This is a genomic window from Paractinoplanes globisporus DSM 43857 (genome assembly GCF_000379645.1).
Classification (GTDB): domain Bacteria; phylum Actinomycetota; class Actinomycetes; order Mycobacteriales; family Micromonosporaceae; genus Actinoplanes; species Actinoplanes globisporus.
The window spans coordinates 52,515-65,891 of sequence record NZ_KB903322.1 but is presented as its reverse complement, the minus strand read 5'-3'; the positions used below and the strand labels follow the sequence as shown (position 1 = coordinate 65,891).

Annotated in this window: 13 protein-coding genes; 7 read left to right on the top strand and 6 right to left on the bottom strand. The window is 69.9% G+C overall.

Going from position 1 to position 13,377, the window contains the following annotated elements:
* Window positions 1-49: 49 nt before the first annotated feature.
* The gene (locus A3CQ_RS0134775; protein WP_020515569.1) at window positions 50-841 is read left to right on the top strand and encodes a hypothetical protein; all 792 of its coding nucleotides are present in this window, start codon (window positions 50-52) and stop codon (window positions 839-841) included.
* 23 nt (window positions 842-864) lie between these two features.
* On the opposite strand, the gene A3CQ_RS0134770 is transcribed toward A3CQ_RS0134775, so the two are convergent.
* A complete protein-coding gene (locus A3CQ_RS0134770) occupies window positions 865-1,749 on the bottom strand; it encodes a serine hydrolase (RefSeq protein ID WP_020515568.1) in 885 nt (294 codons plus the stop codon).
* Window positions 1,750-1,822: 73 nt separating this feature from the next.
* Complete coding sequence (locus tag A3CQ_RS55125) at window positions 1,823-2,389, bottom strand: hypothetical protein (protein ID WP_020515567.1); 567 nt, start codon at window positions 2,387-2,389, stop codon at window positions 1,823-1,825.
* Window positions 2,390-2,617: 228 nt separating this feature from the next.
* On the opposite strand from A3CQ_RS55125, the gene A3CQ_RS0134760 reads away from it, so the two are divergent.
* Entirely contained in the window at window positions 2,618-3,097 is a 480-nt protein-coding gene (locus A3CQ_RS0134760) for a Crp/Fnr family transcriptional regulator (RefSeq protein WP_020515566.1), read from the top strand.
* On the opposite strand, the gene A3CQ_RS55120 is transcribed toward A3CQ_RS0134760, so the two are convergent.
* Window positions 3,094-4,413: a Clp protease N-terminal domain-containing protein gene (locus A3CQ_RS55120; RefSeq protein ID WP_020515565.1), complete on the bottom strand. Its 1,320-nt coding sequence runs from the start codon at window positions 4,411-4,413 to the stop codon at window positions 3,094-3,096. The genes A3CQ_RS0134760 and A3CQ_RS55120 overlap by 4 nt on opposite strands.
* 90 nt (window positions 4,414-4,503) lie before the next feature.
* On the opposite strand from A3CQ_RS55120, the gene A3CQ_RS0134750 reads away from it, so the two are divergent.
* The 4 genes from A3CQ_RS0134750 to A3CQ_RS0134735 are packed head-to-tail and all read left to right on the top strand — an operon-like array spanning window position 4,504 to window position 9,175.
* Window positions 4,504-5,502, top strand: a complete 999-nt coding sequence (locus A3CQ_RS0134750) for a phosphatidylinositol-specific phospholipase C (RefSeq protein ID WP_020515564.1) — start codon at window positions 4,504-4,506, stop codon at window positions 5,500-5,502.
* 53 nt (window positions 5,503-5,555) lie between these two features.
* On the top strand, window positions 5,556-7,121 hold the full coding sequence (locus A3CQ_RS0134745) for a GGDEF domain-containing protein (protein ID WP_020515563.1): 1,566 nt from the start codon (window positions 5,556-5,558) through the stop codon (window positions 7,119-7,121).
* Between the two features lie 54 nt (window positions 7,122-7,175).
* Window positions 7,176-8,306 carry an NAD(P)/FAD-dependent oxidoreductase gene (locus A3CQ_RS0134740; protein ID WP_020515562.1) on the top strand — a complete coding sequence of 377 codons (1,131 nt, stop codon included), beginning with the start codon at window positions 7,176-7,178 and terminating at the stop codon, window positions 8,304-8,306.
* Window positions 8,303-9,175: an RNA polymerase sigma-70 factor gene (locus A3CQ_RS0134735; protein WP_020515561.1), complete on the top strand. Its 873-nt coding sequence runs from the start codon at window positions 8,303-8,305 to the stop codon at window positions 9,173-9,175. The genes A3CQ_RS0134740 and A3CQ_RS0134735 overlap by 4 nt, the downstream gene beginning before the upstream one ends.
* Window positions 9,176-9,202: 27 nt before the next feature.
* Here A3CQ_RS0134735 and A3CQ_RS55115 read toward each other — a convergent pair whose 3' ends face one another.
* From A3CQ_RS55115 to A3CQ_RS0134720, 3 genes are all read right to left on the bottom strand, one after another.
* Complete coding sequence (locus tag A3CQ_RS55115) at window positions 9,203-10,033, bottom strand: GNAT family N-acetyltransferase (protein WP_245577475.1); 831 nt, start codon at window positions 10,031-10,033, stop codon at window positions 9,203-9,205.
* Window positions 10,034-10,079: 46 nt separating this feature from the next.
* Entirely contained in the window at window positions 10,080-11,132 is a 1,053-nt protein-coding gene (locus tag A3CQ_RS55110; RefSeq protein WP_051115442.1) for a hypothetical protein, read from the bottom strand.
* A 160-nt stretch (window positions 11,133-11,292) separates the two neighbouring features.
* The gene (locus A3CQ_RS0134720) at window positions 11,293-12,366 is read right to left on the bottom strand and encodes a helix-turn-helix domain-containing protein (protein WP_020515558.1); all 1,074 of its coding nucleotides are present in this window, start codon (window positions 12,364-12,366) and stop codon (window positions 11,293-11,295) included.
* A gap of 339 nt (window positions 12,367-12,705) precedes the next feature.
* Between A3CQ_RS0134720 and A3CQ_RS0134715 the strand changes: the two genes are divergently transcribed.
* Window positions 12,706-13,281 carry a hypothetical protein gene (locus A3CQ_RS0134715; protein WP_157296704.1) on the top strand — a complete coding sequence of 192 codons (576 nt, stop codon included), beginning with the start codon at window positions 12,706-12,708 and terminating at the stop codon, window positions 13,279-13,281.
* The last annotated feature ends 96 nt before the right edge of the window (window positions 13,282-13,377 follow it).

Here is a 13,377-nt window from a genome sequence, read left to right as displayed (position 1 = left end):
CCACGGCCGGACCACCAGGGACGGCCCGACAGAAAGCGCAGCCTCATCCATGAAATTCACATCACGAGGACGGCTGGGCGCGGTCGTCGTCCTGCTGGCCGGCACGCTGGCCGGTCTCGCCCTGGCGCCCTCCGCCGCGAACGCGGCACCGGCCGGGCGGCACGCGAGCGAAGTCGGAACCCTCACCAGCGGGGGCGCCACGGTGACCTTCCTGTCCGAGCCGGGGCCGGACGGGCAGCCGCTGATCGCCATCCGCGAGCACGGCACCATGCGCACCGGCTCACCGGTCGCCGGCCTGGTCGCCCAGGGACTCACGCCACTGGAGATCTTCCTGGCCCTGGCGCCCGGCGGGACCGCCGCGCCGATGGAACTGGTCCGGGCGCAGCCGGCGGACGCCGCGCGGCTCGGCCGGGACGGTGCGGTCCGGACGGCGCGTCCGGCCGGGCTGCTCGCGGTGAGCTGCTCGGAGGAGGTGCTTCCCACCACCGGCAGCGACCAGTGGTACAACGTCGCCGACGTGGTCTACCCCGGTGGCGCCGGCATCCAGTACGTGGGTGGCGTCGCGAGCTCCGAGATCACGGGCATGGTCGGGTACGGCGCGTGCAACGACTCGGCCGCCAACATGCTGGTCAGCTACGCGTACAACGCGCGCTTCACGAACGACGGCTGGATCCCCAGCGGCACCTACCCGCTCGGCGCGGGTGGCTACTACGCCTGGTACTCCGCGTGGAGCGGATACCGGAACGGCGTCCTGAGGGGCACGTCCTACAAGGTCAGCGCGACCGCGAGCACCGGTGGCTCGTACCATCTGGTGACCGGGATCCGCTGGTCCGGCTTCTAGACCCGGACGGCCGGGCCGGCCCGTCAGTATTTGAGGTACTGGCGGGTCAGCTTGGCGACCTGCTGGACGAGGGCGACGCCGGAGTCCATCGACTTGTTGTCGTGCGAGAGCACGGCCACCGAGACGTTCACGTCGCCGTCGGCGGTGGTGACCCGGCCGATGGTGTTGATGGCCCAGAGACCGCCGTCGGCCGAGCGGGTGTCCCAGCCGTTCTTGACCGTGGCGGTCTCGCCGGACTTGGCGATCGACGGGATGCCCCACTCCTGCTCTTCGCTGACCGTGTTCATCAGGGTGAAGGCGGTCTTGCGCGAGTCGGCGTCGAGCGGGCCCTTGGTGTCGACCAGCTCGGAGAGCAGGCGGATCTGGTCGTCGGCCGTGGTGCGGGTCAGGCCCCACGAGCTGTTGACGGCCGTGGCGGTGAGGCCGAGGCGCTTGTTGCACTTCGTGACGCCGGACTTGGCGCCGACGTGCTGGAAGAGCGAGGTGGCGGCGTTGTTGTCGCTGAGCCGGATCATCGGCTTGGCCAGGGCCATCTCGCCCGAGGGGGGGTCGTGGCCGGCGTCCTGGTCGTGCAGCAGCATGCAGGCCAGGATCTGCGCCTTCACGATGCTCGCGGTGTCGTACTTGACGGTGCCGCGGTACGCGTACGTCTGCCCGGTCTTCTTGTCGAGCACGGCGACCGAGAACTCGGGGCTGGTCGCGTCGAGCTTCTTGAGTGCGGCGGTGAGCTGGGTGACCCGCTTGGCCCGCTCGGCCTTCGCCAGCTCCTCGGGGCTGGGCCCGGTCGGTGACGGTGATCCTTTGGGCGACGGAGAGTCACCGCGGATCAGCGAGCTGGGGGAGAGGCTGCTGGTGCCGTCCTTGCCGCCGAGCCCCACCGCGATGAGGCCTCCGCCGCCGAGGATCACTGCCGCAGCCACAGCAAAGATCGCAATCCGGTCGCGCCGCACCCGTGCATACTGCCGTGCCGGGGCCCGGTTATCAAACAAGGGCCCGGCGCATCACCACGCGCCGCGGCGACGGGCGGGCGATCGCGTGGAAGCCGCACGCGGCGAAAAGACCCTCGGTGCCCAGGTAGCGGTCGTCGCGGTGCGGGCCCGGACCGGCCAGCGGGAAACCCTCGACGGCGGTGGCCCCGTGCGCGGCGGCGGCCTCGACGGCGGATTTCAGCAGATGCTCGGTCGTGCCGGCGCGGCGGGCGCCGACCCGGACGAAGAAGCACGGAACCATCCAGACGCCGTCGTCCTCGGCCGGGTCGCGGCCGGTCATCAGCGGGGAGCGCAGCACGCGGCCGTAGCGGGAGCGCGGGCCGATCGCGCACCAGCCCAGCGGTTCTCCCTCGTCGTCGTAGGCGAGCACCCCGAACGGCTCGCCCGACTCCCGCACCAGGGCCTCGAAGCGGTCGCGGTTGCCGCCCGTCCAGCCCGTGTCCATCTCCTTGCTGGACAGCAGGAACCACATGCAGTAGCAGCCGCGGGTCGTCGCGGTGCCCTGGAACAGGGCGCCCACGTCGGGCAGCCGCGCGGCACCGACCTGCCGGATCTCCACGAGGCCAGCCTAGCCGCCGGTGGGCGCCAGATCGCCGATCGTCGTGGCCTGCGCACCGTGGCAGTGTCCGCTGTGACGTCACGTCACCGGCAATCCCGGCCGCGAAGTCCGGGACGGAGGTCCCGGGCCCGGCGGCCGTACGGCCCTGACCGGACGGACGGCGGGCCTGGTTGGCTGAGGGAGCCCGCATGGGTGGGACGACCGGAGGCATCGTCGTCAGGAGTCGTCATGTTTCCCAGCATCGAGACGCTCGCCGAACAACCGTTCCTGACCGGGCTGACCGAATTCCAGCTCGTCCAGCTCGCGCCCCTGGCCGCCGGGTCGATGTTCCACGCCGGCAACCGCGTCTGCTACCAGGGCGCCCCGGCCGATCGGTTCTGGCTGATCTCCAGCGGCAGCGTGTACCTGGACAGCGAGGTCGAGGGCCAGGACAACATCGTGTTCGAAACCCTCCGGCCCGGTTCGGTGCTCGGCTGGTCGTGGCTCTTCCCGCCCTATCTCTGGCACTTCGGCGCGGTTGCCGTCACGACGACGAACTGCCTGGCCTTCGACGGTCCGAGCGTGCGGGCACTCGGCCGGCGTGATCCCGCCCTCGGGTACGAGCTGGCCACCCGGTTCCTGCACGTGATGGGCGACCGGCTGCAGTCCACGCGCCGCCGGCTGGAGGAGTGCCGGCGCGCGGCGGGACCGTCACGGCCGCCGGTCTAGGTCTCGCGCAGGCGTCCTGCGGCGGCGCGGACGTCCGCCTCGCCGACCTCTCCTCCCTCGGGCACTCCGGCGCACGCGTCGTCGAGGAGGTCGATCGCCGCGCCCGGCAACGTGCCGGTCGCCAGCTCGATCACCAGGCCGACCGCCGACTCGCCGACGCGTACGTGATGATGAGACTCGAGACGTGCCGTCGCGGCACCCACCATGTCCACCGCGGCGGTCGCGTCGGGAGTGCGCACGTCGACCGTCTGCACCTGGGCGGCCAGCCGCGGGTCGGCCGTCGTGCGGGCGCGCAGCGACTCGGGCGTGGCGGTCGTGATCAGCTGCAGCTCCTGGCGTTCCAGGGCGGTCCGCACGAAGACCCCGAGCAGGGGGCCGTGGTCGCCGGGCATGCCCTCGAACGGCGCCAGTTCCTCGGTCACCACGATCGCGTCGCCGCGCTCGCGGATCGCGGTCAGCAGCGAGGCGACCCGCCACTCGGCCTCGGAGCGATCGGACGCGCCGACGGCGATCAGGCCGAACTCCACCGCGTACAGCTTCTTGTCGCGCAGGTGGCGCGGCGCGTCACCGCGCGCGATCAGCTGGGCCAGTCCCTCGGCGATCGCCATGCGCCCCGCGCCGGGCTCGCCGGTCAGGATCGCGTTGTTGCGGGTGCGGCGGCTCAGGACGCGGACGAGCCGGTCGATCTCCTGGTCGCGGCCGGCGACCGGGTTGAGCCGGCCGAGCCGGGCGGCCTCGTCGAGGTTGCGCGCGTAGCGGTCGAGCGCGGGCACGGCCCGGGCGAATCCGACCGCCGGGCCCGGCGAGGTGACCTGGGCGGCCGCGGTCAGCAGGGACACGGGCTCGGGTGGCTCCGGGATCTCGGCGGGCTCGTCGGGCCGGGCGCCGCCGATGAGCTCGAGCACCCGGCGGCGGACCAGCTCGGGGTCCTGGCCGAGCTTGCTGATCAGGCGGACCGCGGAGCTCTCGGTGAACGCGAGCAGGCCGAGCAGCAGGTGGGCGGGTGTGATCCGGCCGTCTCCGTACCGCTTCGACTCGCGCATGGCCTGCTCGAGCGACTTCTTGATCAGCGGCGTGAACGGGATGTGGGGGCCGGGCGGCTCGAGCCCGCGCCCGATCGACGCCTCGACCTCGGCGCGGACCGGCTCGGCGGTCAGCCCGAAGTCGTCCAGGGCGGCGGCGGCCACACTGTCGCCCTGGTCGATCACGCCGAGCAGCAGATGCTCGGTCCCGATGTAGTTGTGCGAGAGGAGGCGCGCCTCCTCCTGCGCCAGGACCACGACCTGGCGCGCCCGATCACTGAATTTCTCGAACATCGGCGGCTCCTGACGCCGGGAGGGCACTGTGAACGGTACGTCAAGGCAGGGTGCTTCCGCGCCCCCGCATTGATCGATATCTTTCCCGCCATGAAGCGTGCCGCCGCCATCGGAGCACTGATCGCCGTCCTCGTCGTCGCCGCGCCGCAGCCCGCGCTGGCCGCCGACTCCTCCTACCGCACCCTGAGCAGTGCCGGCAATCCCGACTGGATGCGCGGTCTCGCCGACTCGCGGAGCCTCGCGAGCCTGTCGATCCCCGGCACCCACGAGACCATGGCGATCCACGGCGGGGCGTGGACGCAGGCCCAGGAGGACTTCGGCGACAGCGGCGGCACGCTCGCCGCCCAGCTGACCGCCGGCATCCGGATGATCGACATCAGGGCGCGGGTGAACGCCGGCAACACGTTCACGATCCACCACGGCGCCACGTACCAGAACGCGAACTTCGACGACGTCCTCGGGCGGCTCTCGGCGTTCCTGAGCGCGCACCCGGGCGAGACCGTGCTGATGCGGCTCAAGCAGGAGTGCACCGGCGAGATCGGCTCCTGCTCCGACGCCACCGGACAAAACTCCTTCTCGGCCATCTTCAACGCATATGTTCAGAAATATCCGGGCTTGTTCTGGACGCCGAGCGTGTCGGGCGATGCCGCAATGCCCACGCTGGGCGGCGTACGGGGAAAGGTCGTTCTGGTTGTCATGAACGGCGCGCACGGCGGGAGGTTCGCCGGCTACGGGCTCGCGCAGTTCGGCGATTGGAATGACGGTAATTCCACCTACGTGCAGGACAACTACAACGTGCCGAATGTCGGGGCGATCGCCACCAAACGCGACCAGGTACGCCGTTTCCTGGACGCGACCAGCGCCGGCGACCCCGCGAGGATGTACGTGAACTTCGCCAGCGGCGCGAGCATCTTCGCCCAGCCCCAGCAGGTCGCCGGCGGCGCGCTCGGAGTCCAGGGCGTCGACCCGTTCCTGCTGATCTACCTCAACGAGGGCCCCGACGTGCACACGCCCGTGACCCGGACCGGCGCGCTCATGCTCGACTTCCCGGGCGGTGGTCTGATCAACAAGATCCTCTCATTCAACTGACATTTGGCTCCCACCCGGCGCGCGGCTGCCGATTATGCGCGTCGGGAGGGCCGATGACCGAGACCACGCGACGGGCGGCGCGGCTGCTCGAGCGGGCGCAGAGCGGGCACGCCCGGGCCGCGCTCGACGAGGCCGAGTCAGTCCTGCGCCAGTACACCGGAAACATCGCCGACGGGCCGGCCGGCATGCACTTCGTGCGGGCGATCGCCCTGGCCAACCTCGGCGACCCGCACGCGCCGCTGCCCGCGCTCGACCTGATGGCCCGCGCCGCCGAGCGGGAGGGCAGCCCCGGGTGGCACGCCTGCGCGCTCGCGACCCGGGCGTCGCACGTGCTGCGGCTGGGGGAGACCGGCTACGACGCGGACGGTGTCCTGCACGACCTGGTCACCGCCGAGATCCTCGTGGTCGAGGAGACCGAGCCGATCGCCGCGGTCAACGCCCGGGTCGCCGTCGCCATCGGGTACTTCGAGCTGCGCCTCTACGAGCTGGTCGGCGCGCAGTACGACGCCGCGTACGAGATGAGCCCGCCCGGCAGCGGCAACCGGGCGATGTGGCTGTCCAACCAGGCCGAGCTGCACCTGTTCTGGGCGCTCGAGCTCTACCAGATCGGCGAGGTGGCGGCGGCCGAGAGCCACACCGCCGAGGCCGAGCGGTACGCGCTGCGGGCGGCGGCCGAGGCGGACGGGCCGGACGCGCCGGCCTGGCGGGACCACGCGATGCTGGCCGCGGCGTGCGCGAAGGCCGACCGGCACAACCCGGCCGGCGCGGCCGTCGAGATCGCCGAGGCCCTCGCCGTCCTGGAGGCGCGCGGCGTCAGCCCGACCGCGCTCGCCTACTCGCGACCGTTCCACGCGGTGGCGCTGCGCCGCTCGGGACGCCACGACGAGGCCCTCGAGGTCATCGAGCGGGCGGTGGCGGCGCTGCCCCCGGACTCCGGCTGGCTGATCGAGGCGTCCACGCACCGGACCCGGGCCGTGCTGCTGGCCGCGAGCGGCTCGGCCGACGCGACCGTCGGCCTCTCCTACGGCGACACGCTCGCGGGCGCCCTCTGGCGGCAGCGGCTGCGCACCCTGCAGACCGTCGGAACGATGAAGTCGCTCGAGCTGCTGCGTATCCAGCACGAGCAGGCCGCCCGGGCCGCCGCGCTGGACGCGCTCACCGGCGTCGCCAACCGGGGAGCGTTCGACCTGGCCGTCCGGCAGGCCCAGACGCACCCGGCCGACCTGGTCACCGTGCTGCTCATCGACACCGACAAGTTCAAACAGATCAACGATACGGCCGGTCACGCGGCCGGCGACGCGGCCCTGCGGGCGATCGCCGCGGCGCTGTCGGCCCAGATCCGCGACGGCGATCTGCTGGCCCGCCTGGGCGGGGACGAGTTCGCCGCGCTGCTGCCCGGGGTGGGCGCGGCCGAGGCTCGGCGGATTGCCGAGCGCATGGTCGCGGCGGTCCGGCGGATCCCCGACTGCCCGGCGACCGTGAGTGTCGGGATCGCGGCCGCCTACGCCGCCGATCTGCCCGAGGCGCTGCGCCGCGCCGACGAGGCGATGTACCAGGTCAAGCGCCGGGGCGGCGACGGCGTCGAGGAGTACGCGGAGCAGTCCGCCCGCGCGGCCTGAGTGGCGTCGGTCACGTCTGGTCACGGTCGCGGGGCCGGCCGCCATCTCGCGGGCATGACTGACATCGTGATTCTGGGCGCCGGATACGCCGGCATGGCGGCGGCGATGCAACTGGCGGCCCGCACGCGCCGCGACGACGACATCAGGGTGACGCTGGTCAACGCGAGCGACCGCTTCACCGAGCGGCTCCGGCTGCCGCTGACCGCGACCGGCCAATCGGTCGCCGACCTGCGGATTCCCACCCTCCTGGAAGGCACCGGCGCGCACTTCCGGCCGGGCTGGGTCACCGGCGTCGACCTCGGCGCGCGCACGGTCTCGCTCGAGGACACCAAGATCAAATTCGACATCCTGGTGTACGCTCTGGGCGCCGTCGCCGACACCGCGTCCGTTCCCGGGGCCGACGAGCACGCGTTCACGCTCAACGATCCGGTCTCGGCCTCGCTGCTGGCGTCGCGGCTGGCCGGCGCGGCGAACGTGGTGATCGGCGGGACGGGCCTGACCGGCATCGAGTCGGCCGCCGAGATCGCGTCGCGCTTTCCATCGCTGACGGTCACGCTGGTTGGCCGGGCCGATCCCGGAGCGTCGATGAATGCTTCGGCCAGGGCCCATCTACACCGGGCCCTCGACCGGCTCGGCGTCCGTCGCGTCCGCGGCGAGATCACGAAGGTGCTGCCGCAGGGCGTACAACTGGAAAGCGAAACCCTGCCCGCCGACCTGTTCCTCTGGGCCGGCGGCACCCGGGTGTCGCCGCTGGCGGCGGGGATGACCACCGACGAGCGCGGGCGAGTCGTCACCGACGCCTCGCTGCGCTCGGTCTCACACCCCTTCGTGTACGCCGTCGGCGACGCGGCCGCGGTCCGCCAGCCGTACGGGATCATGCATGGAACCTGCCAGGGCGGGATGCCGACCGGCGTGCATGCCGCGATCTCGATCCTGCGGGAGCTGCGCGGCAAGCAGCCCAAGCCGTTCCGTTTCGGCTACTACCACACGCCCGTCAGCCTCGGCCGCCACGATGGTGTCGTGCAGTTCACCCACGGCGACGACAGCCCCCGGCGGTTCTACCTGACCGGCCGGCTCGCCGCCGGCTACAAAGAGTTCGTGACCGCGTCGCCCTGGCCCACCTACCGCCGCATGAAGCGCCTGCCCGCCTCGGCCGCGATCTGGCCGCACGGAAAACGGTCATGACCGATCCGTTCGATCAGTACCGCAACCTCCTGTTCGCGGTGGCCTACCGCGTCCTCGGCAGCGCGGCCGACGCCGAGGACGCGGTCCAGGACGCCTGGCTGCGCTGGCGGTCGGCCGACCGGTCGCAGGTCGCCGACCCGAAGGCGTACCTGGCCCGGATCGTCACCAACGAGGCCCTGGCCCGTCTGCGCGAGGCCCGGCGTCGGCGGGAGGTCTACGTGGGACCCTGGTTGCCCGAGCCGATCCCGACCGCCTCGCCGGCCGATCCCGACTCGGTCTCGATGGCGATGCTGGTGGTCCTCGAGACGCTCAGCCCCCTGGAGCGCGCCGTCTTCGTCCTGCGCGAGGTCTTCGACTTCAGCCACGCCGAGATCGCCGCTGCGGTCGGCCGCTCCGAGGAGTCGGTACGGCAGGCGGCGCACCGGGCCCGCGACCACGTGCAGGCCCGGCGTCCCCGCTTCACGGCCGATCGCTCCCAGCAGCGCGAGGTGACCGAGCGCTTCTTCGCGGCCGCCTCCGGTGGCGACGTGAACGCCCTGCTGGAGCTGCTCTCCCCGGACGTGACCCTGTGGACCGACGGCGGCGGCAAGGTCCGTCAGGCACTACGCCCGATCACCGGCGCCGCCACGGTCGCCGCGTGGTTCGGCGCCCTCGGCACGGTCACCTACCAGGGCGTGGCCCCCGCCGACATGCGGGCGTCCCTGGCCGAGATCAACGGCTCGTACGGCCTGGTCTTCCGCTCGCCCGACCGGGTGATCGCGACCGTCACGTTCGAGGTGGGCGCCGACGGCCGGATCACCGCCATCCACAACGTCGCCAACCCGGACAAGCTCCGGGCTATCGAATCGGGCCGGATCCGCCCTGTGTGACGCCGCCGCTGCAGCCGATAGCCGGCGCTACCGGTGCAGAAAGTTGTGCGAGCCGGCCTCGACGGGCCGGAAACGGGAGCGTTTCCGAAACGGCCAGTAGGCGACGTTGATGCGCATCAGGAGGACTGCGGCAACCATTGCCAGGGGGAGGAGGGCAGCGTATCGGTAGACCAGCGTCAGAAGCGCACATGCGGCGCTGACCAGCGAAGCCGCCGTCCAGAGCCGGACGTGGGAGACGAGTCCCAACAAGGCCCTGTCCCACGCCCGCGCGGGGGTATCGGCTGGTCGCACGCGCGCGTGGAGATGCATGTCGTGGTAACCACCTTGCTCATAGCGCTGCAAGCTGCGCTTGATGCCCTCCACCGTGAAACCGGCGTCGTGAGCCACGCGGCACGACCGGTGGTTACGAACGGAATGCACGATCTCGAGGCGGCGCAGGCCGAGCTTCTCGAACGCCCAGTCACTCAGCGCGTACGTGGCCTGAGCCGCGATGCCCTCCCCACGATAGTCGGGGATCACCCAGTAGGAGCACTCGGCCATGGCGGCATCCAGGTAGAGGGCGCGGAAAGCCACCTGGCCGAGGACGGTCTCCGGCTGCGAGTTCCGGGTGATGGCCCACGCGGCAGCCGACCGTTGTCGCCACTTCTCATGCCAGAGGCCCATCCATTGCGCGGCGTCGACCTCGTCATCGAACGAGAGCAGGTGCCACTCCCGGATGTCAGGGTCGGAGAAGGCCTTGCTGACTTGCGCGGCGTCGCTTTCCCGCCACGGACGAAGGGTCAGCGCGCCAGCGGGAATCACCGGTTGAGAACCGTCGGGCGATCCCGGTTCCGGCTCCGAACGACTTTGTTCAAGCATCAAGGCCTACTCCGTGAAGGGGTCTATTCAATGAGGCCGAGTCGGGTCAGCTGGCACGCCCGTCCCGGAGAAACAAACGGAAAGCCCGTTCGGCGGTGACGGTCTTCGCTGGTATCTCCAACCAGGTGATCGATTCCTCCACCGTCCCCAGGCGGGGCACGGTGAGGAGAAATCGGCGCCATTCTTGCAGGTCGCCGGCCCAGGCTCGGACATAATTCGCCAATTGGGCAGCGGAGATCTTGGACCGCACGCGCTCCGCGGCGTCGAGCGCCACCAAGGCGGCGCCAGCGTCGGTGTTCTTCGGCATCGCCGCCACACAGCCGCGACGGGCATCAGAGATCAGTTCCGCGCGTCGCTCGAGGAACGCAGCCCAGTAACCGATCGATGGGCCGTCCAGGAGCCGAGCCGAATGCAGATATCCCACGAGACCTTCGGCCAGGACGTCGCCGAATTCCTGCTTCTCCGCTCGCTGCGGGTCCCCGAATGGCGCATAGGTCTTTTGTCTGACATTGCCGAAGGACGATACTCTTCGCCGGTCGAGATGCGGCGTCAGAAACAACCAGTCCTCGTTGTAGATGCTGGGGAAGAAGGAGTCGGCCGAACGGATGTCGACCGCCAATGCCGAGCCGCTGACGAAGACATCCTGGCCGCCCACACCCAGACCATAGGCGTGACACACGGCGGAATTGTCGGGGAACGACAGCGCGGGCATGCCGACCGCCGTGTGATGCTCCAGCCCAGCAACCGCCGTTTCGACGATCCTGGGATCCAGCTCGTAGATGTCGTCATCGAGGAACAGCACGCTCCGCCAGCCGGCGAGCCGCCCCAGGACCAGGCCCGTATTCCGCTTGATCCCCAGATCGCCGTGTGTGCCGACCAGGCGGGCGGCCGATGCGCTGGCCGTCCTCAACTCCGCGAATGGCATCTCTTTCATGTCTCCGAACTCGAAGACGATGACGTCCGTTCCGGTTTGCCTCGCGACCGCCCGAACGTCGTCGGATCGAGTTTCGCCACTGCACATCGCGGCGACCGGCACGCCGAGCGTTGCGCCGAGCACGAAAGCCGGTTTGAGGTTGATGGCCGGCCGGTTCGTCGACACGATGATCGCGTCCAGTCCGCGCCGGCCGTTTGGGCGGTGCCCCCGGAGAAGGGTGGCATGGGAGTGGTGATGAACGACAGCGGTCGGCGGTTTCGTCTGGTGGAGACCTTGATCAGACAAGGATCAACCGGCCCTCTCCAGGCTGCGCGGGGCGGGCTAATCACCTTTGATCACACCACTCGTACAGCCGCGTCGCTTCGGTCGTCAAGTCGGGTGTCGCTGCTTTGTCCAGCACCACCGGTACCCGCATCAGTATGGCGAACCGTGCCGCACCGCTGAATCGCTCCGCGAGCCAGGCTTCATTCTGTCTGCGCAGCTGATCGTCGGTGAGGGTCCGGACGGCGCCGAGCACTCCGCGCGCGTAGACGCCGTTGCAGAGGGTCAGCGTAGTAGACGAGTTCAGCGGATTGGGCATTCGGGCGATCAGGCCCACGTCTTCCAGGAGTTTGTCGTCCGACTCCCTCGGGAAAAATTCGATCTTCTGCACGCCGTCGTCGACCTCGAAGATCTCCCCCTCTGAGAGGGCGGGATGTTCCTTCTGCCGGATCGGCAGACCTGACGCTGCCAGCATGCGGTCAGTGAGTGCGTTCAATCCGATGCCCCCGAGCAGCACAAGATGGCTGGCCAGCTCGTCGGACGAGTCCACGCCCGCAAGCCGGTCCGACCTCCGATAGCGGACGTCGGTGTCGGGGTTGACCTTTCGGATGTGTCCGTAGAGCTCGACCAGCGCATCCGGATCGGCGAAGGTCAAAAGATCCGAATAGTTCTTGTTGTTGAGGTCGGTATAGGGATGAGCGGGATGATCCAGTTTTCCGCAAACGACTCGGACGGACGCGGTCCCAGGAAATGCCCAGTCGAATCGGATGGGAGCGTTGCCGGCCGCCTCGAGGCGATTGCCGACGTCGGCACGGAGCGCCGTCAGCTCGTCGAACAACTCGTCCCGAGCGTTCTTCTCCTCGGGCGTGAGCTCGTGATCCGCCAGGAGCCTCGGGGACCGGCCGGCCACGGACCGCTTCGTGGCATAGAAGGTGGCGATCTCACGGAGGCGTTCCGGGGGCGGCGCGAAGGTTCCCTTCTCCCAGCCCGAGATCAACGATTGCGCCAGGGGCCTCCCCCCGCCGCCGAGAGCCTCGGCCACCATGCGCTGCGTAACCGCCTTGTCCCCGTGACCCATGCGGAGCTGGCGCAGGCGGCGCGCCAACTCGGGCAGCTCGTCAACGGACGGCTCTGCCACGGTAATCAGCTCCCAGGGACGGGGTCTTGTCGGCTCACCAGAACCGGCACGAGGCCATCATCTTAGAGGCAATCCTGATATCTATCAACTACCGGAAATATTATTGAAGTTCAGTTGTGATCATAGATGTTCGACGCGTCTACTGATAGCCAGGAAGCGTCGAAATCATGAAGCACAGAGGTGGTCGTCACACAAGGGAGTCTCACGAAGGTTGGCGCGCTACGCGCCGAGGCCAGTACCTCGTCCGCAGAGAGGCAGACGTCCTCAGGTGATCGTTTGGCCGCGAGACCCGAGGACCCCTGCTCTCCGGCGGAACCAGCCCCATCTCAGCCGTAAACCTTGATCGGAGGGTCCACCATGAGCATAAACCCTGCTCACGTCGTCGTCTTCTGCCTGATCCTGTTTGTTTGCCTCTTCGGGCTGCTGACCGTCCGCCTGGTCCTCGCCGCTCTCGACGCTCTGCTCCGGGGCGTCCTGCTTTTCGCCGGGCTTCTCGCGGCCGGCGTGGCTCTCCTCCTGATCGCCGCCGTAGCAAGGGCGTCCACCGCGGACGCGGAGCCGGTGATCCGACCGGTCGCCATGACCACGCACGAGACGTCCACGTCGCTCGCGCTGCCGGCGGGCACGTCGGCCGGTCTGTCCACCGCGAACGGGTTCTTTACGATCTTCCTGATCAGCTTCCTGATCGTGGCGGTGGCCGTCTCGCAACTCCTGTCGGCCGTGCTGCCTATTCTCATCATCGTCCGGCTGGTGCCGGCGCAGGATCGCGCCACGCTCGCGGATCTCGTTGCTGCCCTGGGTAGCTCGCACCGGTTCGGTGTGCGGTCGGCAGTGTGGGCGGTGATGACGGCGCGCAAGCATGCACGGCGCTCAGGAGAGAGCGGTCCGGTCACGAGCAGGGATCCTCAGCGCTGATGCCCGCCCGTCCGGACGCCGTGACCTGGGAAGATCTGGCCGGCGTCGTACATGTCCACTCCCGTGGTCAACCGACACCGGCCCGCGCGGTGCAAT